Raw genomic sequence first — 22,293 nt, 5'->3', positions numbered from 1 at the left:
GTTGCCCCATGGAACCGCGCATGCGGCGGCGTGAGCTGCTGCAGCAGGCGGCCGCCGCGCTCGGGGGCGGGTGGGCGCTGGCGGGCTGCGAAGGCCGCGGCCCGGACGGTATTCCCGGCGGATTCGCCGGCACGGCGGTGGAGCGGGGCCACCTGCTGCGCACGCTGCGCGAGGTGCCGGCGCCGGCGGTGGTGCGCCGCACCGGGGTGCTGATCGCGGGTGGCGGCATCGCCGGGCTGGCGGCGGCGCGGGCGCTGCGGCTGCGGGGGCAGGGCGATTTCGCGCTGCTGGAACTGGAGGACGCGGCCGGCGGCAACAGCCGCGGCGGCAGCGTGGGCGGCATCGCCTGCCCGCTGGGCGCCCACTACCTGCCGGTGCCGGGCGACGACGTGCCCGCGGTGCAGGACCTGCTGGAAGAGCTGGGCCTGCGCCGCCGGGTGGCGGGCCGCTGGGAAGTCGACGAGCGCCACCTGTGCCACAGCCCGCAGGAGCGGCTGTTCTTCCGCGGCGAATGGCAGGAGGGCCTGCTGCCGCTGCAGGACGTGGGCGAATCCACGCTGGCCGCCTACCGCGGCTTCGCCCGGCGGGTGGCGGCGCTGCAGCGGGCGGCGCGCTTCGCCATCCCGGTGCAGCGCTCGGCCTTCGCGCCGGTGCAACTGGCGCTCGACGCGATCACCTTCGACACCTGGCTGCAGCAGGAGCAGCTGGCCGACCCGCACCTGCGCTGGTACCTCGACTACTGCTGCCGCGACGACTACGGCGCGGGGCTGGCGCGGGTGTCGGCCTGGGCCGGCATCCACTATTTCGCCAGCCGCCACGGTTTTCACGCGCCGGGCGAGGCCGAGGCCGAGCGCGACCCGGTGCTCACCTGGCCCGAGGGCAACGGCTTCCTGGCACGGGCGCTGGCTGCGCCGCTGGGCGACCGGCTGCGCACCGGCCGCACCGTGCTGCGCATCGAGGACGGCCGCCACGGCGTGACCGTCGACGCCTGGGACCATGCCGCGCAGCAAGTGGAGCGCTGGGAGGCGGCGCAGTGCATCGTCGCCCTGCCGCTGCATGTGGCGGTGCGGGTGGTCGCCCAGCCACCGGACCTGCTGCGCACCGCCGCCGCCGCCACGCCCCACGCGCCCTGGCTGGTCGCCAACCTGCACCTGGACGCGCCGCTGCACGACCGCCCCGGCCCCGCGCCCGCCTGGGACAACGTGGTCTACCAGGAGGCCGCGGCCGCCGACGCCGCCGGATTCGGCCGCGGCCTGGGCTATGTCGATGCCCGCCACCAGACGCTCGACCCGACGCCCGGACCGACGGTGCTGACCTGCTACCTCGCCCTCGGCGACCTGGCCGGCGGCCGCGCCGCGCTGCTGGACCGGCCGTGGCAGGCCTGGCGCGACGCGGTGCTGGCCGAGCTGGCGGCGCCCCACCCCGACATCGCCGAGCGCGCCACCCGCATCAAGATCACCCGCTACGGCCACGCGATGGCGGTGCCGGTGCCTGGAACCCTGCAGCGAATCGGCCTCCAGCCGGCGCGGAATGCCGGCCACACGCTATCGAAAAAGGAGCACGACGGCCCGGCGCACGGCCGGCTGCGGTTCGCCCACAGCGACTGGTCGGGCTACTCGGTGTTCGAGGAGGCGTTCAGCCGCGGGCATGCGGCCGGGAGTGCCTGAGACGGCGCACGGGTTCGGGCCTGTGGGCGGGTCGTGCCTGCGGCAGCGTCTGCGCATCCTGCGGGATCTCCTGGCCTCCGCGCCGAAAGTGCCCGCAGCCGGCGCTCCGCGGACGCTGGAGCTGAATGGGCGCTACGCGTTCTGAGCCTTCGCGTCTTTACGCCGCCTTTATCCCCGCCCGCCCAGGCTATGCACCGTTTTGACGGGGGGCCGCCCACACTGGATTCCTGTTCTTTTCCGTTCAGGAAACCATGGCCTACGCTGCCTACCGCTACCCGCCCGGTGCCGCCCGCGACACCCGCGACATCCGCAACACGACGGTCTTCCAGGTGCTCGACGTCACCGTCGCCTCCACCGACGCCTGCACGGTGCGCCGCGCCCTGGCGGCCTGCCCCGGCACCGGCGTGCTGCGCTGCGAGCCGCTGCTCCACGCCCACGCCACCTGTAGCAGCGGCACGCCCCACGTCCGGCTGATGGTGCGGCTGCCGCTCGCCAGCTACGGCGACGTGCTGCACTGCCTGCTGGAATGCGTGCCCGACGGCCAGATCGGCCCGCTGACCAGCTGGAAGGCGCACCTGACGCGCTGCGGGATCGTGCATGGCGGCTGAGCTGCTCCGCGCGCTGCTGGCGCTGGCGGCGGTGCTGGCGCCGCTGGCCGTGGCCTGGGCGGTGGTGGAGGGGCCACGGTGGTGGGCGCTGTGGCGCGGGGTGCGCCACCGCCACGCGCTGGCGCGCCGAGGCGGCAGCGGCGCCGCGCTGATGGCCGAGGAGCGCCACCGGTAGGCGATGCCGCGCATGCGACGCGGCGGCAGGCGCCGCGGGCGCCGGGAACCGCGGCTGGTACCGGCCGGGGCTGACGGGCCGCGGCTGCGGCGCCGCCTTCAGGCCGGGTAGGCGACGGGCAGCATGCCCCCCCGCCGGGGCAGCGCCGCGGCCGGCGCATGCTGCAGACGGGCCGCCACCGGCATGCCGGCCGTGGGCGAGGCGTCGAGCTTGAAGACCGACATCGCGGCCACCAGCTCCTCGGCCTGCTGGCGCAGGCTGGCGGCGGCGGCGGCGCCTTCCTCGACCAGCGCCGCGTTCTGCTGCGTGGCCTGGTCCATCTGCACCACCGCTTCGCCGACCTGGGCCACGCCGGTGGCCTGCTCGGAACTGGCGGCGCTGATCTCGCCCATGATGTCGGTGACGCGCTGGATCGCCGCCACCACCTCGGTCATGGTGCTGCCGGCCTTGCCCACCAGGGCGGTGCCGTGCTCGACGCGCTCCACGCTCGCGGTGATCAGCACCTTCACCTGCTTGGCGGCTTCGGCGCTGCGCTGGGCCAGGCTGCGCACCTCCGACGCCACCACCGCGAAGCCGCGGCCCTGGTCGCCGGCCCGGGCGGCTTCCACTGCGGCGTTCAGCGCCAGGATGTTGGTCTGGAAGGCGATGCCGTCGATCGTGCCGATGATGTCCGAGATGCGGTTGGAGCTTTCGTTGATGCCCTTCATCGTCTCGACCACTTCGCCCACCACCTGGCCGCCCTGCACCGCGACGGTAGAAGCGTTCATCGACAGCTGGTTGGCCTGCCGGGCGTTGTCGGCGTTCTGCTTGACGGTGCTCGACAGCTCCTCCATCGACGCGGCCGTCTCCTCGAGCGCGCTGGCCTGCTGTTCGGTGCGCGACGACAGGTCGTGGTTGCCCTGCGCGATCTGGGCGCTCGCGGTGGCGACGCTCTCGGCATTGGCACGCACGCCGCCCACCACCTGCAGCAGGCTGGCGCGCATCGTGGCCAGCGCCTGCATCAGCAGTGCGATCTCGTCGCGGCCGCGCGGCTCGATGGCCATCGTCAGGTCGCCGGCAGCCACACCTTCTGCCACCAGCACCGCCTCGCGCACCGGCCGGGTGATCATCCGGGTGATCCACACCGCCAGCACCGACGCGATGGCGATCGCCGCCACGACCAGGGCCAGCAGCGTCGCGACCGCACGTCCGTAGGTGCTGCGCACCATGGCCACCGCGCCGTCGCCGGACGTGCGGTTGAAGTCGGCCAGCCGGCCCAGTTCGTTGGCCATGGCGTCGAACGCCTGTTCCGATTCGCCGAAGAAGCGCTTGGACAGCTGGGCCCGCTCGGTGGCCGGCAGGGCCAGCATGGCCTTCTGCAACTCGGCGTACTTCTGGCGCTGGACCTTGTAGGCATCGAACCTGCGGCTTTCCTCACCCGGCGTGACCAGCGGCGCGTACGCCTCCTCGGCCTTCAGCATCTGGGCCATCCGCTCCTGCAACTGGGCCGTGCGGCCGGCGCGGGCATCGTCGGATTCGGGCAGGAACAGTTCGCTCTCTGTCCGCCGCACCCGGTTGGCGGCGATCCGCACGTTGCCGATCGCCTGCACGCTCGGCAGCCAGTTGGTGCCGAGATCTTCCGCGCCGGCCTGGATGCTGCGCATCTGTGTCCATCCGGCCAGCCCGATGGCGAGGGTGAGGGCGGTGGTGCTGGCGAAGGCCAGCCCCAGTTTCATTCCGATGCTGCGGCGTTTGGTGGTCATGGAGATCTCCGTGGTGGTGCCCGATTAAGTGGCAGCCTCGCTGACCGTAAGCTGAACGTAAGAGTTGACACGCTAATTATTTTGCCGATCGATGCCGGCCGCATTCAGGCCATGGGTTGCGATCGCCACAGCGTCCCACTGCCATCGGTTTTACCCGTGCAGATCCGCTGCGTACTATAATAAGAACAATTCGCGTTACGCCGGCGTTCGCCGTCGAGCCTGACCTCCACCGGGTTGCAGGCCGTCGAGTGTCGTCCGTGGCACGCCCGGTGCGCCTGCCGCGATCCGATCCCCTTTCCCAGGAGCTATTCCCATGACATTCAAATCCACCCTGCTCGTCGCACTGCTGGCCGCTTCCGGCCTGGCGCAGGCGCACTTCGTCTGGCTCGACCCGGTCTCGGCCGACGGCACGGCCAGGGCGTATTTCGGCGAGTGGGCGGACGATGTGCGGGAGACCGAGTCCGGCTACCTGAAGCTGGTGACCGCGCCGCGTGCGCCGGCGCCCGACGGCAAGCTGCTGCCGGTCACCCGCCACAACGACAGCCTGCAGTTCCAGGCCGCGCCGAACGCGGACGCGCGGCTGGTGGGCGGCTATGTCAACGACAAGGGCGTGATCAGCCTCTACCAGGCCAAGGCCGGCCGCACCGAGACCCAGCCGCGCAACCCGCTGGAGCTGGTGCCGGTGCAGCCGGGCGCAGACACCTTCGTGCTGATGCTCTCGGGCAAGCCGCTGGCCGACAAGGACGTGGTGCTCTTCGGCCCGCCGAAGTGGGAGAAGAAGTTCAAGACCGACAAGGAAGGCAAGGTCACGCTGCAGACGCCGTGGCCGGGCCAGTACGTGGCGGAGATCGGCCACCTGGACAAGGACGGCGCGGGCACCTGGGACGGCAAGGCCTACACCCAGACCCGGCACGTCGCGACCCTGACCTTCATAAAGCCCTAGTTCTCCCCCAGGCTCCGCGCTTCGCGTCTTCGCCTACCCCCTTCCGGGGGCGCTACCGGCGGACCGGCGGATCCGGATCCGCGGTCGCCCTGGTGAAGACCGTTGTGCTTACTGCCGTAGTTGCTGATTTCTCCGCATGAGTCCATCCGTTCCGTCCCATCCTTCGCCGGCTGCGCTGCAGGCGGAGCGTTCGCGCTCGACGCGGCACCGGTGGCTGCCGGTGGGCGGCGAGGGGCTGCGCTACCGCGCGGGGGTGGCGGTGCGGGCGGTGGCGGCGATCTTCGGCGGCTATGCGGTCTCGGGGTTGTCGGCGGCGGTGCTGGCGGTGCTGCTGCCGACGACCCGGGTCGAGGCGGCGGTCACCGGCACGCTCGTCGCTTTCGTGGTCTACCCCTGCGCGGTGATGTGGGTGTTCGCCGCCCGCAGTGCCTGGAGCGCCTGGCGCGGACTGCTGGTGCCGGCGGCGGTGCTTTGCGCGGTGCTGGCGGTGCATTTCTACTTCCCGGGGGCGGCGGCATGAAGGACGGTTTCCGGCAGTCGATGGCCTGGCTGCACACCTGGTCGGGGCTGCTGGTGGGCTGGGTGCTGTTCCTGGTCTTCTGCGCCGGCACCGGCGCCTACTTCAAGGACGAGATCAGCTTCTGGATGCGGCCCGAACTGCACCGGGCCGCGTCGCAGCCGGTGCCGGAGGACGAGGCGGCCGCGCGCGCGGTGGCCTTCCTGCAGCAGCGCGCGCCCGGTGCGGTGCGCTGGTTCGTCAGCCTGCCGACCGACCGCGAGCCGACGGCCCGCCTCTTCTGGAACCCGAAGCCCGCGCCGCTCGCACCCGGTGCGGCCAAGCCGCGCCGCGCCGCCTTCGGCAGCGCCTCGGTCGATCCGGCCACCGGGGCCGAGGCCGGCACCGCGCGCGCCACCCGGGGCGGCGAGTTCATCTACCGGCTGCACTTCGACCTGCACTACATGCCGGCGATCTGGGCGCGCTGGATCGTGAGCTTCTGCGCGATGTTCATGCTGGTGGCCATCGTCAGCGGCATCGTCACCCACAAGCGCATCTTCAAGGACTTCTTCACCTTCCGGCCGAAGAAGGGCCAGCGCAGCTGGCTGGACGCGCACAACGCCACCGCGGTGCTGGCGCTGCCCTTCCACCTGATGATCACCTACACCGGCCTGGTCACGCTGATGTTCATGCTGATGCCCTGGGGCCCGCAGGCCGCGTACAAGGGCGACGAGAAGGCCTTCACCGCCGAGATGTTCCCCGCCACCGCCGCCCGCGACGAGAAGCCCGCGGGCGTGGCCGCCCCGCTGGTGCCGGTGGCGCCGCTGCTGGCGCAGGCCCGGGCGCACTGGGGCGAGGGCGCCCGGGTCGGCCGGCTGCAGGTGATCCACCCGAACGACGCCAACGCCCGCATCACCCTCACCCGGCAGGACGGGCACGACCTGTCGTCCGACCAGCCGTCGATGGTGTTCCACGGCGCCACCGGCGCGCTGCTCTCGACGAGCGGCGACACGGTGCGCCCCGCGGCCCAGACCCGCGGCGTGCTCTACGGCTTGCACATCGGCCGCTTCTCCAACCCGCTGCTGCGCGGGCTGTTCTTCCTCTCGGGCCTGGCGGGCTGCGCGATGGTGGCGACCGGCCTGCTGCTGTGGGCGGTGAAGGAGCGGCAGAAATACGCCAAGGCCTTGAAGCACGGCCGCCGCGTCGGCTTCGGCCTGCGGCTGGTCGACGGGCTCAACGTGGCGGCCATCGCCGGCCTGCCGATCGCCTTCGCCGCCTACTTCTGGGCCAACCGCCTGTTGCCGGTGGTCCTGGCCGACCGGGCGCAGGCCGAGATCACCGGCTTCTTCGGCGCATGGGCGCTGGCCGCCGTCGCCGGACTGGCCTGGCCGTCGCGGCGGATGTGGCAGGCGCAGCTGTGGACCGGCGCGGCGCTGTTCGCCGGCGTGCCGCTGCTCAACGCGGCCACCACCGACAGCCACCTGGGCGTCTCGATGGTGCAGGGCCTGTGGACGGTGGCGGGCTTCGACCTGGTCTGCTTGGCCCTGGGCCTGGCGCTGGGCGCCAGCGCCTGGTGGGTCGGCCGGCGCAGGCCGGCGGCCAAGGCGCGCACGGCGCCGGCGGCAGCTCCACCGACACCTGCGCCCGCTACGGCAGCCTCCGCCGCGTCTGTCGCGGCTGCGGTGGCGCACGGCGGCGACGGTTCGCCCCACCGTTCCCTGGAGGCTGCGCGGTGAACGCCGCGATGCTCACCGCCGCCTCCTTCGCCGCGGCGGTCGGCGGCCTCTTCGCCCTTTCGCTGGCGATCGACCGCCACTACGAAGACAGCTTCGGCCGCGGCCGCGAGCCCGGCCGCCGCCGGCCCTGGATGCGCGCCGCCGGGGCGGTCGCACTGCTGGTGTCGCTGCTGGTCTGCTGCCACCTGCGCGGCGCGGCCCAGGGCTGGGTGCTGTGGTTCGGCACCCTGACCGCCGGCGCCTGGGTGGTCGTGCTGGTAATGGGCTACGCCCCGCGCCGCGCGACCGGCCTGGCCGTGGCGGCCGGCGTGCTGGCGCTGGCGGCGCTGCTCTGCTCCGCCTGGTAGGGCCGGCGCCCGCGGCGGCAATGCCGGGCCCGTACAGCGGTTTCTAAGGCAAATAAGGCCTGTAGTCGGCACCGATAGCCGGCTGCATGCTACTTATTTAATAGCAAAAGCGCATGCGACACGCATGCGGAAGGCCGGCGGCCGGCGTGGCCGCGTTTGCGAAAGAATGCGGGCAAAAAGACCTCGCAGCCGGCGCCCCGGGCCGGCCGTCAGCTATGCATTCGGTAGCAATCAGCCCGCCGTCGACGCCGCCGCCGCCATCCGCTGCTCCCATCCGCGCAGCTTGCCCGGGTTCAGCAAGCCCTGCGGATCGAAGCGGGCCTTCATCTCCACCACCGCCGGGTTGATCTGGCCCTGCTTGCCGTCCTCGACGACGTAGACGTGCGGGTTGTTGATGTGCACCCCGTGGTCGCGGTGGATCTGCATGATTTCTTCGAGCCGCGCCTCGGTGGTGAAGCGCACCAGCTGCAGGCCGCTGCAGGTGGCGGCGCCGTCCTTGGTGCGGAGGAATTCCAGGTGCATCAGCACTTCGCCGCCCAGCGCCTTTTCCAGCGCCAGCACCTGCTCGCGGTGGCGCAGGGGGTCGAAGCCGGTCTGCAGGTAGGTGAGCGTCGGGTCGACCTTCATCGCGTGCAGGGTGGTGTGGTTCCAGGTGTACTCCAGCAGCGTCTTCTTGCCGGTGCGCACCGCCTCGGCATCCTTGCGGTAGCCGATGCGGCCGCCGCGCGCCGCGACCATCTCCTGCACGGTCGATTCGGACTGCGGCGCGACCGACAGCAGCAGCGCGTGGCAGCCGGCGGGCAGCCATTCGGCGAGCGAGGCCATGTAGTCGGGCACCGGCGCGCCCAGGAAGCACACCTCCTTCTTCACGATGCCCGGCGCGGCGGCGAGGGTGCCGGCGCACTCCAGGGCCGCGGCGTAGCCCGCGTCGCCCGCCTCGAAGACGGCGATGCATTCGGTCCACGGCGTGGCGGGGGCCAGGGCCACCTCCAGCTCCAGCACGATGCCGTTGGTGCCGTAGGTGTGGTGCAGCAGCAGGGCCTCGGCGCCGCGCAGCTCCAGCACCCGGGGCTCGGGCTCTACCGTCATCACCCGCACGCCCAGCACGTTGCCGGGCGCCGCTAGCGGCCCGTAGGTGACCGAGCCGGCGCCGCCGAAGCCGCCGCCGTACAGGCCGCCCAGCGTGGCGCTGCGGTAGGTGGAGGGCAGCCAGCGCAGCTCCCAGCCGTGGGGCCGGGCCTCGTCGTCGAAGGCCGCCAGCCGGATGCCGGCCTGCGCGCGGCCCACGCCGTCGCGCGCCCAGCCGAAGCCGTTGTAGGCCGACAGGTCCAGCACCAGGCCGCCCTGCAGCGGGATGCACTGGCCGTAGTTGCCGGTGCCGCTGCCGCGCACGGTGATCGGGATGCCCTCCCGGGCGCAGGCGGCCACCACGCTGCGGATCTCGTCCTCGGTGCGGGGCCGCACCGCGATGTCGGCGCGCTTGTCGGCCAGCTGCCGCTTGAGCACCGGGCTGTACCAGGCGAAGTCCTGCGACAGGCGGGCGACGCGCGAGGCGTCGGTGATCCAGTCGGCATCGGGCAGGGCGTCCTGCAGGCGGTCGATGGCGGTGTCGGCGATGGCGTTCATGAGGTCTCCGAAGAATGCCAGGCGCCGAGCGCCCGGCGGGTCAGCCACGACATGGCGGCGAACAGCGCCACGCCGGTCAACGAGATCAGCAGCAGCGCGGCGAACATGCGCGGAATGTTCAGCTGGAAGCCCGCCTGCAGGATTTGATAAGCCAGCCCCGCGCCGGTGCCGCCGGTGCCGGCCACGAACTCGGCCACCACCGCGCCGATCAGCGCCAGGCCGCTGGAGATGCGCAGCCCGCCGAAGAAATACGGCAGCGCGCTGGGGATGCGCAGCCGCACCAGCTGCTGCCAGCGGCTGGCCCGGTTCAGCTGGAAGTAGGCCTGCAGGTCGGGGTCGATGCTGCGCAGGCCCAGCGTGGTGTTGCTGATGATCGGGAACAGCGCCACCAGCGTCGCGCAGATCACCATCGAGGCCAGCGGGTCGCGCACCCAGATGATGATCAGCGGCGCCACCGCCACGATGGGCGTGACCTGCAGCAGCACCGCGTACGGGAACAGCGCCGTCTCGATGCGCCGGCTCTGCACGAAGACGAAGGAAATCAGCACGCCCATCACCGTGGCCGTGACGAAGGCCAGCAGCGTGATCTTCACCGTCACCCACAGCGCCAGGCCCAGCGGCGCCCAGTCGGTGAAGAGCGTCTGCAGCATCAGCAGCGGCGAGGGCACCAGGTAGGGCGGCAGCTCCAGCCCGGTGACCAGGGCCTGCCAGACGGCCACCAGCACCACGCCGACCATCAGCGGATACACCACCCGCTGCACCCGGGGCTGCTGCATCAGCGGCACCCGCACCGCGGCGCGGGCCGGCGGCTTCCAGCCGGCGGGCGGCGCGCGGAAGACCGGTGCTACGGGCACCGCAGCCACCGGCATTGCCGGCACCGCGGCCTGCATCAGGTCGGCCGATGCCGCCGGCGCCTCTGCCGGAAAACTCCGTGCTTGCTGCATGGCGCTCATCGGGCCACCTCCGTGCGGGGCAGGGCGATGCGGGCGCTGCGCGAAAGGGTCGGTCGGGCGTTCATGCCGTCTCCTCCTCGGTGCTCTCGCTGGCCCGCAGCAGGCTGTCCTGCAGCTGCCGCGCATAGCGGGCGAACTCGGGCGAGACCATGAAATCGGCGGTGCGCGGGTAGGGCGCGTCGATCGTGAACTGCTCCACCACCCGGCCCGGCCGGGCGGCCATCATCACCACGCGGCTCGACAGGAACACCGCCTCGTGGATCGAGTGGGTGACGAAGACCACGGTGAGCTTCTTGCGTCGCCACAGGTCGAGCAGCTCGGCGTCGAGCTTGTGGCGGGTGATCTCGTCGAGCGCGCCGAAGGGTTCGTCCATCAGCAGCAGGTCGGGCTGCGTGACCAGGCCGCGCGCGATCGAGACGCGCATCTGCATGCCGCCCGACAGCGCCCGCGGCAGCGCGTCGGCGAACTTCGCCAGGCCCACCAGCGCCAGCGCCTCGGTCACCCGCGCATCGGCCGCCTTGCGCTCCACGCCCGCCAGGTCCAGCGGCAGCCGCACGTTGGTGCGCACGCTGGCCCAGGGCATCAGCGTGGGCGACTGGAACACGAAGGCCATCTTGCGGCCGGTCGCGTCCAGCTGCTCCACCGGCTTGCGCCACAGCAGCAGCCGGCCGTCGGTGGGCTCCAGCAGGCCGGCCACCATCTTCAGCAGCGTGCTCTTGCCGCATCCCGAGGGGCCGAGCAGGGTGACGAATTCGCCCTCCTCGATGCGCAGGTCCACCGGCAGCAGCGCCTGCGTGCCGTTGGGGTAGGTCTTCTCGACGGAGAGGATTTCCACCGCCGGCATGGCGTTCGCCTGCGCCGCCGAAGGCGCAAGGGTGTCGGTTTCGAGGCGGTTCATGGGGTGGTTCTCTTTGTACGGCCTTGTCGTGGAACACCGCGGAACCGGCTTCGCCGGGCCGCTGGTGTTGCCCCCGGTAGGGGGTTGGCGAAGCGACACGCAGTGCGCGAAGCCTGGGGGAGAGCTCAAGGAAGGACCTTCGCGTCCTTGATGAACGAGGTGGTGTAGGTCTTGGCCAGTTCGGTCTTGGCCGGGTCGAGCAGCTTGGCCGACACCAGGAAGTCGTAGCTGGCCTTGGCGCGCGCGTCGGTGATCGTGCCGATGCCCTGCGTGGCCGCGTCGCCGCCGGTGACCATGCCCAGCTCCTTCAGCTTGGCGACGCTGTAGGCCAGTTGTTCGTCGGTCATGTTGGGGTTGTCCTTCTTGATCAGGGCGTTGCCGGGCGCGGGGTCGGCCAGGTAGCTCTTCCAGCCTTCGGCCGAGGCCTTCACGAACGCGGCGACCGCCTTGGCGCGGTCCTTGAGCGTCTTGTCCATGCAGGTCACGGTGGTGGCGTAGGCCGGGAATCCGTGGTCGCTGAACATCAGCGTGTTGGCCTTCACGCCGGCCTTCTGGATCGCGTAGGGCTCCGACGTCAGGTAGCCCTGCTGCGCGGTGTTCTTGTCGGCGACGAAGGGCTGGATGTTGAAGGTGTAGGGCCGCGTCTGGCTGTCGGTGAAGCCGTACTTGGCCTTCAGCCACGGCCAGTAGCCGCGGTTGGCCGACTGGGCGATGAGGATGGTCTTGCCCTTCAGCTGCTCGAAGGTGGTCACGTCCTCGTGCGCGATCAGCACCTGCGGGTCTTTCTGGAACACGGCGGCGACGGTGGTCACCGGCACGCCGCCTTCGCGCACCTGCATCATCTGCAGGTCGCTCGATCCCATCACGCAGTCGGCCTGGCCGGCGGCCATGATCTGCACGATGTTGACCTGCGGGCCACCCATCTTCACCGTCACGTCGAGGCCCGCCTTCTGGTAGAGGCCGGTGGCGATCGCCTGGTAGAAGCCGCCGTGCTCGGCCTGCGCGTACCAGTTGGTCATGTAGACGAATTTCTCGGGCGCCTGGGCCTGTGCGGCGCCGGTGGCGGCAGCCAGTGCGAGGGCGAAGGAGCCGAGGCGGAGAGCGGTGCGGTTGCGCATGGGAAGGCCTTTCGGTGGAGCGGTGGAAGGGGTGGGAAAGAGGCGGTGTGCGATGCGATGGGCGCGCCGCTCAGGCAGGCGCCGCGAGCCCTGCGGCGGTCTGGACGAAGCCGGTGTGGTGGCCGCGCTCCCAGGTGGCTTCGGGCCGCACCACCCAGCGCAGCGCATGCAGCTCGGTCAGCACCTGCACCCAGCTGGCGGCCAGCGTCTCGAGGATCTCGACACCCTGCTCCGCCGTGGCGGTGGTCGGGTCGCCGATGATCCCGGTGGGGCCGAAGTCGCGCGCCGTCCAGGCGCAGGCCGGGCGGCCGTCGGGCGAGAGCAGGCTGATCGGGAACACCGGCGGCATGGCCGCCACCGCGCGCTCCATGTGCACCGTGTCGGGCGCCAGCGCCAGCATCAGCGCGGTCTCGGAATGGCCGGCGTGCATCGCGAGCTTCTTCTCCTGCTCGCTCACCTGCTTGCTCGACGCATTGGGCAGGCGCGAGACGCCGTGCGGTATCACCACGAAGTCGCCGTGCCGCAGCCGCAGCTCGCGCGCCGCCATCTCCAGCACCTGCGGCTGGCCGCCGTGGCCGTTGGCGAACACCAGCTTGCGAAAGCCCGAGCGGTAGACCGATTCGCCGATCTCGACGATGGTGGCCAGCAGCGTGGTGCCGGTCAGCGTCATCGTGCCGGGGAAGTGCAGGTGCTCTTCCGACTTGCCGTAGGTGATCGGCGCCATCGCGAAGGCCGGGATGTCGGCGGGCAGCAGCGCCAGCGCGCGGCCGATCACGCCGGCCGAGATGACGCTGTCGACCGAGCAGGGCAGGTGCGGCCCGTGCTGCTCGATGGCGCCGCAGGGCAGCACCACGACCGTGTTCTCGCGGTCGGGCAGCGCATCGACGTCGGTCCAGCTCAGGTAGGGCAGGAAGCGGTGGGGCGGGGTGTAGCCGTGGAGCATCGGGATCTTTCGGGGTGTGTTCGGCCAGGGGCCGTATCAAGGACGCGTGCGAGCCGGCGCCATGCCGTGCACCGGCACCGCGGCATGCTTCCGGATCCAGGGCCACCGCGGAACCGGCTTCGCCGGGCCGCCGGTGGCGCCCCCTGGGGGGAGGCGCCGCAGGCGCTTCGGGGGGTCATCGGATCCATGCTGTCGCTTCGACCTCGATCAGCACGTCGGCGGTCGGCATCAGGCCGCTCACCTCGACCACGGTGGAGGCGGGCGACACCTCGGGGAAGAACTGGCGGCGCACCGTGCTGTAGAGCGGGAAGTGGTCGAGGTTGCGGAAGTACTGCACCAGCTTGAAGACGTCCTCCATCCGGCCGCCGGCCGACTCCACCGTCTGCCGGATCAGGTCGAGCACCATCCAGCTCTGCGCGAGGATCGGGCCCTGCTTGGCGTCGGTCGAGAACTCGCCGGTGCGGCCGATGCGGTCGGCCGCGTCGCGCGGAATGTCGGCGAAGCCGCGCACGATGAGGCCCGCCGCCGGATCGACCGGGATCACGCCCGAGAGGTAGACCGTGTCGCCGATCCGGCGGTAGGCCGCGTAGCGGGCCAGGGGTTGTGCGCCGGTCATGCGAGGGCTCCTTCGGTGGCGGCCATCGCGGGGGCGGTGGTGGTGGTGGTGGCTGTGGCGGCCAGCGGCACGCCGTCGCGCCACACGGTGCGCGGCTGGCTGCGCGAGGGGAAGCCCCAGGCGTCGGCCGCGGTGAAGACGACCAGGTCGGCCGCGTCGCCCGGCTGCAGCGGCAGCCGGCCGGGCGCGCGGCCCAGCCAGTCGGCGCGGCAGAGCGCATCGGTCCAGGTGTCGAAGGGCTGGCCCAGCTGCGCGGCCAGCACGCCGGCGGCCAGCGACTCGACCGGGTCGTAGCTGCCGACCGGGCAGAACGGGTCCTGCACGTTGTCGCTGGCGACCAGCACCGGGATGCCGCGGGCGCGCGCTTCCTTCACCAACGTCAGGCCGCGCTGGCGCGGGCTGCGGCCGGTCACCGCGTCCTGCAGCAGCAGGTTGGTGAGCGGCAGGGTGACCAGGGTGATCGGCGCATCGGCCACCGCGTCCAGCACCGCCAGCGCCTCGGCCTCGGGCTTGGCCGCCAGCGCGCAGGTGTGGCCGCAAACCGCGCGGCCCCGGTAGCCGATGGCCTTCAGGTGGCGGGCGATGTGCAGCAGCCCCTGCGCGCCGGCGTGCAGCTCTTCGTCGACATGCAGGTCCAGGTCGAGGTCGTGGCGCGCCGCCGCGTCCAGCAGGTGCACCAGCGCCTGCGGGTCCCAGTTGGTCGAGTGCACGAAGCCGCCCAGCAGCGCGCCGGGCCCGCTGGCGGCGACCTGGCGGGCCAGCGCGTCGGCGGTGGCGGCGTCGGCGAACAGGTGCAGCGGCATCAGGCTGACCCGCTCCAGCACGATGCGGCCGCGCCATTCCTCGGCCAGGCCGCGCAGCACGTCCCACGCCACCGGCACCGCGGTGGGCTCCCACCAGTCGCAGTGGGTGCGCAGCCGGGTCACACCGGCCTCCCAGGCCCACTGCAGCGCCTTGGAGGCGCGGGCGTGGACGTCGGCCGGCGTCCAGTGGGCGCGGTCGGCCATCATGGCCTCGATCGCGCCCAGCAGGCCGGGCTGCACCGTGCCCATGCGGGGCAGGGTGAAGGATTTGTCGAGGTGGGTGTGGGCGTCGACCAGGCCGGGGAGGACGGGGGCGCCGTGGAGGTCGTGGACCGTCGTTGCCATGGTCGTCGCATTCGCCTGCGCGCCGAGGGCTGGCCGTGGGGGCTGGGCGGGGGCGATGGCGGCGATGCGGCCGTGGGCGATGTGGATGTCGGCCAGGGCGGGGTGGCCCGAGGGGAGGCTGGGCCAGTCGGGGGGGAGGAGCCAGCGGGGGAGGCGGGCCTGGTGGAGGAGGGTGGTGGACATGGGGGGTGGTTGACTAGCGTCGGGCGGTCAGCGGCGGGTTTTTGCCAGCGGGTGGTATGGCTCCCTCTTCCCCTGGGAGAGGGCGGGGGTGAGGGCCGCGCTCGGCTGGCCATCCACTGACGGCTGTCGGACCCGTTCCCGGCTGCCCTGCATGGCTCCCTCTCCCCCTGGGAGAGGGTGGGGGTGAGGGCGGCGCCCGGCTGACAGCCTCAGCTGCTGTTCGTGGAAACACTGCACGTGTTGGGTGCGGAGGCGGGGATGTCGCCCCCGCGGGCGAGTCACTTCTTTTGCTTCGCCAAAAGAAGTAACCAAGAAAAGGCGACCCCGCGTGCTGCGTCCCTTCGCTGCGCTGCGGGCAACCTGCGGTGCTCGCGTCAGGCGGGGTCCGCGCAAACTCGCTGCGCTCAGACATGCGCGGCCCTTTTTCCGCCTGCCGCTGCGCAGGCGGGGTCCGCGCAAACTCGCTGCGCTCAGACATGCGCGGCCCTTTTTCCGCCTGCCGCTGCGCTCCTCGGCGCATCCCGAGGGGCTTGGGAGCGGGGTCCGTCGGCTGCTGCCGGCTTCGCGGCAGTGACGCCTGGCGCCGGCGCCGGCACCAAGGCAGATTTTTGAATGAAATGTGCCTGCAGCCGGCGTACAGCGCCGGCTATCAGCTATTGATTCAATAGCGTCACGGAATATCGGCGCGCCCTCCATTGGCCGGCCAACCCTCACCCCAGCCCTCTCCCCGCGGGGGAGARGGAGCAAGACCGAAGAACCAAACAGCCGAGCAAAGCAACGCCCCACCCCCCGTGCCGAGCGAAGCAAAGGCACCCCCAGGCCGAGCGCAGCGATGGCCCGCGGGGTCGCCTTTCTTTGGTTCCTTTCTTTGGCGAAGCAAAGAAAGGGACTCGCCCGCGGGGGCGAAATCCCCGCCTCCGGACTTGAAAGCCGCAGCGCGGCGACAAGCAGCAGCGACACAGAAAAGCCGGGCGCGGCCCTCACCCCAACCCTCTCCCAGGGGGAGAGGGGGCAAGACAGCAAAGCCCAGCCGGGCGAAACGCCAGCCCCTCATCGCCACCCCCCGAACGCCCGCCCCACCCGCGCCAGAAACCTCTCCAGCACCGCTGGCGTCGCCACGTTCATGTGGTACTGCGCGTGGTACTCCACCCGCGCCCGCCCCCCGGTCAACATCCGCAGGTACCGCGTCACCACCTTGCGCGGCGGATCGCCCATCCACCAGGCCATCCACCGCGGTCGGCCGTAGGTCACCACCGCGCCGATCCGGCGGATGTGGGTGAGCGCGGGCTTGACGTTCTGCGGGTCGGAAATATCGAAGGCCACGCCCGGCACCAACACCCGGTCGCAGAAGCCCTTGAGCATCGCCGGCAGGCCGAAGCACCAGGTGGGGAAGCAGAACACCAGCGCCTCGGCCCGTTCCAGGCGCTCCACGTAGCGCTGCACCGGCACGCGGTTGGCGGGCACTTCGTGATAACCCAGGCGCTCGGCGCGGGACAGCACCGGGTCGAAATCCTCGGCGTACAGGTCGCAGTCGTCCACCTCGTGGCCGGCCGCCCGCAGGCTGCGCACCACCTCGGCATGCAGGCTGGCGTGGTAGCTGGTCTCCACCGGGTGGCAGTAGACGACGAGGATGCGCATCTTTTCTGACCGTTTGATTTGATCGAACGGTCAGATTCATGCAAGCGGCGTGCCAAGGCGGCGGCCGGCCGGGCTTCCGGGGGGCGAGGGGCGCCGGCGGGGCGCCGCGGCGTCAGTCTGGTGCGAGGCCGCAGGCCAGCAGCACGGAATTGGTGAGCTGGCGCACGATGGGGGCGCGGTCGATCGGGGCGTCGGGCGGCAGGTGCAGCATCACCCGCACCTGCACGCCGTAGTCGGCGTAGTGCTGGGTCATGGCCCAGATCTGCATCAGCAGCAGGCGCGCGTCCAGCGGCCGCAGCAGGCCGCGGGCGATCCAGCCGTCGATCAGCCGCACCTTCAGGTCGGTGGAGGCGCGGGCCTGGGGCCAGTACTTGTCCAGGTGCGCGCCGCCGGCGATCACTTCGCTGGTGAAGATGCGCGACAGGCCGGGGTTGTCCAGCGCGTAGTCCAGTTTCTTGCGGATGTAGTCCGACAGCACCCGCTTCGGGTCGTCTGCCGTCTCGTCGAAGGCGAAGGCGTGCGACCAGCCCTGCAGCACCGACTGCAGCAGCTCCTCGTACAGCTCGTCCTTGCCGTGGATGTAGTAGTGCAGCTGCGGCTTGGTGAGACCCGCCCGCTCGGCGATCGCCTGGGTCGAGGCGCCGCGCAGGCCGTGCAGGCTGAACTCTGCGATGGCCGCCTCGCGGATCGCGGCGAGGATGCGCTCGCGGCCCTGGCGTTTGCGGGGCGCGGCGGCGGCCGCGTCGGGCGGGGCGACGGCGTCGGGAAGCGGAAGGGAGGGCGGCAGGGCAGACAAGGGGCGGATTTAAGCACGAGGCCGCCGACCGGTGCCGGTCCGGCACACGCCGTGCAACACGCCCTTCGCAGGCCGCGGGGTATGCTGCGCCCCCACCTCCCGACGCCTGCCCGCCATGACCATGAAACGCTTCACCCAGTACTTCCTCCGCGGTCTGATCACCGTGCTGCCGGTGGTGCTGACCCTCTACCTGCTCTGGCTGTTCCTGAGCGCGGTGGAGGACCTGGCGCTGGTGGTGCTGCGGCCGATCATCGGCAGCTTCTACCTGCCGGGCATGGGGCTGGTGCTGGCGGTGGCCTTCATCGTGGGTGTGGGCTTCATGGTGTCGAAGGCGCGGGTGCGGCGGCTGCTGCACTACGTGGAGCTGCCGTTCACCAACATCCCGGTGGTCAAGAGCGTGTACTCGTCGCTCAAGAGCTTCGCCGACTACTTCACGCCCTCGGGCAACAAGCAGGCGGGCCAGCAGGTGGTGCTGCTGCGCTGGCCCGGCGACCAGCTGGAGATGGTGGGCCTGGTGACGCGGCGCGGCATGCACGGCCTGCCCGAGGGCTTCCTGCCCGGCGAGCGTGTCGCGGTGTACCTGCCGATGGGCTACAACATCGGCGGCTACACCGTCTTCGTGCCGCTGGAGTGGGTGCACCCGATCGAGATGTCGGTGGAAGAAGCGATGCGCTCGTCGCTGATCGCCTGGATGGCCCGCACCACACCGGCCCCCGGCACCTACACCGGGCAGGATGTCGACACCGATGTCGACACGGTCCCGCCCCCGCCTGCGGTGCCGCCTCCCTTCACGGCCGGGCCGCGCTGAAGATATTGCTACGCTTTTTGTAGCTAGAAGCCAAAACCTGAAGCTGGCTGCGGCACTGTTCGGCACCAGGCCGCGGCCACATGTCCGCAGGGCCGACTCTGCAAGGACGCACCGCAGCCACCCGCCGGCTGACGCACCACCGCCGTGCGCACCGACAGGACGCCCGGCCGACGGACGACAACAAGGAGGGTTCGCCACGCGCAGGACCGGCACCGCGGCCGCGTTCCGATGCACGGGTCGCAACCACTCCTCCGAAAGCCACAACTCCATGTCTCTGAACCTCTCCCTGCGCGCCATCGGCGCCGCCGCCGCCGTCGCCGCCCTGGTGGCCGCCACCCCCGCCTTCGCCGCCGGCACGCCCGATGCCGACATGCAGGCCGTGCTCGACGCCCACGCCAGCCTCAAGCCCAAGCCGATCGAGACCCTGACCCCGCCCGAAGCCCGCAAGCAGCCCACGCCCGCCGATGCGGTCAACAAGCTGCTGAAAGCCCAGGCCCAGCCCACCAAGCCAGAACTGCTGGTGCCCGGCATCGTTGCCAAGGACACCAACGTGGCCGGCGCCACCGGCCAGCTGCCCGCCCGCATCTACACCCCGAAGGGCCGCGGCCCGTTCCCGGTGATCGTGTACTTCCACGGCGGCGGCTGGGTGATCGCCGACCGCAAGGTCTACGACGGCGGCGCGCGTGCCCTCGCCAAGTCGGCCAATGCGGTCGTTGTGTCGGTCGACTACCGTCGCGCGCCCGAAGCCAAGTTCCCCGCCGCCTGGGACGATGCCCTGGCCGCCTACAAGTGGACGGCCGACAATGCCGCCAGCCTGAAGGGCGACCCGGCCAAGCTGGCCCTGGCGGGCGAGAGCGCCGGCGGCAACCTGGCCGTGGCCACCGCCATCGCGGCGCGCGATGCCAATCTGCCGAAGCCGCTGCACGTGCTGTCGGTCTACCCGGTCGCGCAGACCAGCCTGGAAACCCCGTCGTACAACGAGTACGCCGCCGCCAAGCCGCTCAACAAGCCGATGATCGAATGGTTCGTCAAGCACACGACCAACTCGCCGGCCGACCTGAAGGACCCGCGCATCTCGCTGGTGGACGCCAACCTCGCCGGCCTGCCGCCGGTGACCATCATCAACGCCGAGATCGACCCGCTGCGCGACGACGGCGCCCAGCTGGAGGCCGCCCTGCGCAAGGCCAACGTGCCGGTCGAGCGCAAGCTCTACGACGGCGCCACGCACGAGTTCTTCGGCATGGCCGCCGCGGTGCAGAAGGCCCGTGACGCCCAGGCCTTCGCCGGCCAGCGCCTGAAGCAGGCTTTCGGCACGCCATAATCCGCAAGCCGGAAGGCCCGATAGGAAAAACCCGCCCGGTGCGCAAGTACCGGGCGGGTTTTTTCCATGGTCGAGGCGACAACGGCCGTTCAGCCTCGCATCAGCGCCTCGATCTCCTCGGCCTGCACCGGCACGTCGCGCGTCGTCAGTTCGCAGCCGGTCTCGGTCACGATCGCGTCGTCCTCGATGCGGATGCCGATGTTCCAGAAGTCCTCGGGCACGCCGTCGGCGGGGCGGATGTAGAGGCCCGGCTCGATAGTGGTGACCATTCCGGGGCGCAGGATGCGGCTTGGCCGGCTCTGCAGCGTCTCGCCGCTCAGCGGGTCCTTGCGCTCGGTGAACTGTCCGGCCTCGCTCGGCTCCACGTAGCTGCCGCAGTCGTGCACGTCCATGCCCAGCCAGTGGCCGGTGCGGTGCATGTAGAACGGGAAGTAGGCGCGGTTCTCGATCACGTCGTCCACGCTGCCGGCGGCGTCCGCCTTCAGGATGCCCAGGTCCAGCAGGCCCTGCGACAGCACCCGCACCGTGGCGTCGTGCGCATCGGCGAAGCGGGCGCCGGCCCTGGTCGCGCCGACGGCCGCGGCCTGGCTGGCCAGCACCAGGTCGTAGACCGCGCGCTGCGGGCCGGTGAAGCGGCCGTCAGCCGGGAAGCTGCGGGTGATGTCGCCGGCATAGCCTTCGTATTCGCAGCCGGCGTCGATCAGCACCAGTTCGCCGGCGCGCAGCGGCGCGACGTCGGCCCGGTAGTGCAGCACGCAGGCGTTGGCACCCGCGGCCACGATCGAGGTGTAGGCCGGAAACTGCGCGCCGCAACGGCGGAACTCGTGCAGCAGCTCGGCCTCGAGGTGGTACTCGCGCGCATCCTCGCCGGCGCGCAGCATCCGGGCCGAGGTCTGCATCGCGCGGATGTGGGCCTGCGCGCTGATCTGGCCGGCGCGGCGCATCAGCGCCAGCTCGTGCGCGTCCTTGGTCAGCCGCATCTCGTCGAGCGGGCCGCACAGGTCGCGCTGCGTTTCGGGGCAGATCGCACCCATCCGCACCCGGGCCCGCACCTTGGCCAGCCAGCCGTCGACCCGCGTCTCCAGCCCCGCGTGGGTGGCGAAGGGGTACCAGACGGCGTCGCGGTTCTCCAGCAGGCGCGGCAGGCGGGTGTCGAGTTCGGCCGCCGACACCGCGGCGTCCACGCCCAGCGCTTCGGGCGCGGCGTCGGGGCCCAGGCGGTAGCCGTCCCAGATCTCGCGCTCCAGGTCCTTCGGCGCGCAGAACAGGGTGCTGCGGCCGTCGCCGGTCAGCACCAGCCAGGCGTTGGGCTCGGTGAAGCCGGTGAGGTAGTAGAAGTAGCTGTCGTGCCGGTAGGGAAAGTCGCTGTCGCGGTTGCGGCTGCGCTCCGGCGCGGTGGGCACCACGGCGATGCCGTCGGGGCCCAGCAGGGCGGCCAGGCGGGCGCGGCGGTCGGCGTGGATCCGGGTGTCGAGGGGTGCGGTCATGGGGTGTTGAGCAGGGCGAGTCGTTCGGGCGTGCCCACGTCGGTCCAGCGGCCGGTGTGGAGCGAGGCACTGATCCGGCCATTGTCCATCGCATGGCGCAGCAGCGGCGCCAGGGGCTGGGCCAGGCCCTGCGGATTGCCGGCCGCGATGGCGCACCAGGGCGGCATGAACAGTTCGCGCCGGTAGAGGCCGATGGTCGAGAAGGTGTAGCGCGGGGCGGCCGGGTCGGTGGGCGTGTTCACCGCCAGCCCGTCGGGGCCGATGCCGAAGTCGCCCTGCGGATGGTGCGGCGGGTTGGGCACCAGCCACAGGTGGGCCAGCTGCCCGCCGGCGACGAAGCGCTCGCGCTCGGCCGGGTCGAACGCGAAATCGGGCGCGAACACGTCGCCGGCCGCCACCCAGAAGACATCGTCCAGCAGCGGCAGGGCGCGCACGATGCCGCCCAGCGTCTCCAGCGCGTAGCCGAAGTCCTGCTCTTCTCGGGAGTATGAAATCGATAGCACGAGGCCGGCGTCCAGCGCCGGCTGCGGGCCGAAACGGTCTTCGATCTGCTCGCCCAGCCAGCCGGTGTTGACCGCCAGGTGCCGGCAGCCGCCTGCGGCCAGGGCCTGCATCGGCCACTGCATCAGCGGCCGGCCGCGCACCGGCAGCAGCGGCTTGGGGCAGGTGTCGGTCAGCGGCCGCATGCGCTCGCCGCGGCCCGCGGCCAGCAGCAGGGCGCCGGCCAGGGCGGGGACGGCGGAGGTGGGGGCAGGCATGGCCCGCGATTATCCGGAGTGCGGCGCCCTGCTGCTGGCGCACCCCTCGCCGGCCGTCGGGCAAGCCCGCACAAAACAAAACCGGCCCGGATGCAGCGAACGCATCCGGGCCGGTCGAGACGGGGGCGTACGCGCCGCCCGTTCAGGCTGCAGGCCAGGGCCCGCAGCGCGCTGCCGCATCAGTGCAGGAAAAGCGCCAGCAGGATGATGATCGGGATCGGCACGCCGAGGAAGAGCAGCAGAAGTGAGCGCATGGGAATCTCCGGAAATGGGAAGGAATGGAAGT

Annotated in this window: 21 protein-coding genes; 9 read left to right on the top strand and 12 right to left on the bottom strand. The window is 71.6% G+C overall.

What is annotated here, in order from left to right; genetic code table 11:
• Window positions 1-20 precede the first annotated feature (20 nt).
• From ASE76_RS05280 to ASE76_RS20415, 3 genes are all read left to right on the top strand, one after another.
• Complete coding sequence (locus ASE76_RS05280; protein WP_055836211.1) at window positions 21-1,667, top strand: FAD-dependent oxidoreductase; 1,647 nt, start codon at window positions 21-23, stop codon at window positions 1,665-1,667.
• A 251-nt stretch (window positions 1,668-1,918) separates the two neighbouring features.
• Complete coding sequence (locus ASE76_RS05275) at window positions 1,919-2,275, top strand: hypothetical protein (protein WP_055835878.1); 357 nt, start codon at window positions 1,919-1,921, stop codon at window positions 2,273-2,275.
• A complete protein-coding gene (locus ASE76_RS20415) occupies window positions 2,265-2,450 on the top strand; it encodes a hypothetical protein (RefSeq protein WP_055835874.1) in 186 nt (61 codons plus the stop codon). Before ASE76_RS05275 ends, ASE76_RS20415 begins: the two co-directional genes overlap by 11 nt.
• Before the next feature lie 98 nt (window positions 2,451-2,548).
• Here the strand turns inward: ASE76_RS20415 and ASE76_RS05265 are convergent, their stop codons facing one another.
• Window positions 2,549-4,192 (bottom strand): methyl-accepting chemotaxis protein, encoded by a 1,644-nt coding sequence (locus ASE76_RS05265; protein WP_082448023.1) that lies wholly within the window; start codon window positions 4,190-4,192, stop codon window positions 2,549-2,551.
• A 313-nt stretch (window positions 4,193-4,505) separates the two neighbouring features.
• Here ASE76_RS05265 and ASE76_RS05260 point away from each other — a divergent pair, with 313 nt between their 5' ends.
• The 4 genes from ASE76_RS05260 (at window position 4,506) to ASE76_RS05245 (ending at window position 7,714) form a co-directional block, all read left to right on the top strand.
• The gene (locus tag ASE76_RS05260; protein WP_055835872.1) at window positions 4,506-5,135 is read left to right on the top strand and encodes a DUF4198 domain-containing protein; all 630 of its coding nucleotides are present in this window, start codon (window positions 4,506-4,508) and stop codon (window positions 5,133-5,135) included.
• Window positions 5,136-5,271: 136 nt separating this feature from the next.
• Complete coding sequence (locus ASE76_RS05255; protein ID WP_082448021.1) at window positions 5,272-5,655, top strand: DUF3649 domain-containing protein; 384 nt, start codon at window positions 5,272-5,274, stop codon at window positions 5,653-5,655.
• The gene (locus tag ASE76_RS05250; RefSeq protein ID WP_055835869.1) at window positions 5,652-7,367 is read left to right on the top strand and encodes a PepSY domain-containing protein; all 1,716 of its coding nucleotides are present in this window, start codon (window positions 5,652-5,654) and stop codon (window positions 7,365-7,367) included. The genes ASE76_RS05255 and ASE76_RS05250 overlap by 4 nt, the downstream gene beginning before the upstream one ends.
• The gene (locus ASE76_RS05245) at window positions 7,364-7,714 is read left to right on the top strand and encodes a DUF3325 domain-containing protein (RefSeq protein WP_055835866.1); all 351 of its coding nucleotides are present in this window, start codon (window positions 7,364-7,366) and stop codon (window positions 7,712-7,714) included. The genes ASE76_RS05250 and ASE76_RS05245 overlap by 4 nt, the downstream gene beginning before the upstream one ends.
• A 231-nt stretch (window positions 7,715-7,945) precedes the next feature.
• Here the strand turns inward: ASE76_RS05245 and ASE76_RS05240 are convergent, their stop codons facing one another.
• The 9 genes from ASE76_RS05240 to ASE76_RS05200 form a co-directional block, all read right to left on the bottom strand.
• Window positions 7,946-9,340 carry an FAD-binding oxidoreductase gene (locus tag ASE76_RS05240; RefSeq protein ID WP_055835863.1) on the bottom strand — a complete coding sequence of 465 codons (1,395 nt, stop codon included), beginning with the start codon at window positions 9,338-9,340 and terminating at the stop codon, window positions 7,946-7,948.
• Window positions 9,337-10,116: an ABC transporter permease gene (locus ASE76_RS05235; protein ID WP_236698349.1), complete on the bottom strand. Its 780-nt coding sequence runs from the start codon at window positions 10,114-10,116 to the stop codon at window positions 9,337-9,339. Before ASE76_RS05235 ends, ASE76_RS05240 begins: the two co-directional genes overlap by 4 nt.
• A 238-nt stretch (window positions 10,117-10,354) precedes the next feature.
• Complete coding sequence (locus ASE76_RS05230) at window positions 10,355-11,191, bottom strand: ABC transporter ATP-binding protein (protein ID WP_055835860.1); 837 nt, start codon at window positions 11,189-11,191, stop codon at window positions 10,355-10,357.
• A gap of 125 nt (window positions 11,192-11,316) precedes the next feature.
• Window positions 11,317-12,309 carry an ABC transporter substrate-binding protein gene (locus ASE76_RS05225; protein ID WP_055835856.1) on the bottom strand — a complete coding sequence of 331 codons (993 nt, stop codon included), beginning with the start codon at window positions 12,307-12,309 and terminating at the stop codon, window positions 11,317-11,319.
• 70 nt (window positions 12,310-12,379) lie between these two features.
• A complete protein-coding gene (locus tag ASE76_RS05220) occupies window positions 12,380-13,252 on the bottom strand; it encodes a creatininase family protein (protein WP_055835853.1) in 873 nt (290 codons plus the stop codon).
• Window positions 13,253-13,427: 175 nt separating this feature from the next.
• Window positions 13,428-13,868 (bottom strand): RidA family protein, encoded by a 441-nt coding sequence (locus tag ASE76_RS05215; protein ID WP_055835849.1) that lies wholly within the window; start codon window positions 13,866-13,868, stop codon window positions 13,428-13,430.
• A complete protein-coding gene (locus ASE76_RS05210) occupies window positions 13,865-15,199 on the bottom strand; it encodes an amidohydrolase family protein (RefSeq protein ID WP_055835846.1) in 1,335 nt (444 codons plus the stop codon). The genes ASE76_RS05215 and ASE76_RS05210 overlap by 4 nt, the downstream gene beginning before the upstream one ends.
• Before the next feature lie 1,050 nt (window positions 15,200-16,249).
• Complete coding sequence (locus ASE76_RS05205; RefSeq protein ID WP_055835843.1) at window positions 16,250-16,837, bottom strand: NAD(P)H-dependent oxidoreductase; 588 nt, start codon at window positions 16,835-16,837, stop codon at window positions 16,250-16,252.
• Between the two features lie 112 nt (window positions 16,838-16,949).
• Complete coding sequence (locus tag ASE76_RS05200) at window positions 16,950-17,633, bottom strand: TetR family transcriptional regulator C-terminal domain-containing protein (protein WP_082448020.1); 684 nt, start codon at window positions 17,631-17,633, stop codon at window positions 16,950-16,952.
• Window positions 17,634-17,754: 121 nt separating this feature from the next.
• Here ASE76_RS05200 and ASE76_RS05195 point away from each other — a divergent pair, with 121 nt between their 5' ends.
• Both ASE76_RS05195 and ASE76_RS05190 read left to right on the top strand, forming a co-directional pair.
• Window positions 17,755-18,441 (top strand): DUF502 domain-containing protein, encoded by a 687-nt coding sequence (locus ASE76_RS05195; protein ID WP_055836201.1) that lies wholly within the window; start codon window positions 17,755-17,757, stop codon window positions 18,439-18,441.
• 268 nt (window positions 18,442-18,709) lie between these two features.
• Window positions 18,710-19,762 (top strand): alpha/beta hydrolase, encoded by a 1,053-nt coding sequence (locus ASE76_RS05190; RefSeq protein ID WP_055835839.1) that lies wholly within the window; start codon window positions 18,710-18,712, stop codon window positions 19,760-19,762.
• A gap of 89 nt (window positions 19,763-19,851) precedes the next feature.
• Here the strand turns inward: ASE76_RS05190 and ASE76_RS05185 are convergent, their stop codons facing one another.
• Together ASE76_RS05185 and ASE76_RS05180 are read right to left on the bottom strand one after the other, a co-directional pair.
• Window positions 19,852-21,249, bottom strand: a complete 1,398-nt coding sequence (locus tag ASE76_RS05185; RefSeq protein WP_055835836.1) for an aminopeptidase P N-terminal domain-containing protein — start codon at window positions 21,247-21,249, stop codon at window positions 19,852-19,854.
• The gene (locus ASE76_RS05180; protein ID WP_055835833.1) at window positions 21,246-22,007 is read right to left on the bottom strand and encodes a nucleotidyltransferase family protein; all 762 of its coding nucleotides are present in this window, start codon (window positions 22,005-22,007) and stop codon (window positions 21,246-21,248) included. Before ASE76_RS05180 ends, ASE76_RS05185 begins: the two co-directional genes overlap by 4 nt.
• Between the last annotated feature and the right edge of the window lie 286 nt (window positions 22,008-22,293).

Source organism: Xylophilus sp. Leaf220 (assembly GCF_001421705.1).
Lineage (GTDB): Bacteria > Pseudomonadota > Gammaproteobacteria > Burkholderiales > Burkholderiaceae_C > Xylophilus.
Note: the sequence above shows the minus strand (reverse complement) of the source record. Positions and strands in the feature narration are given on the sequence as shown.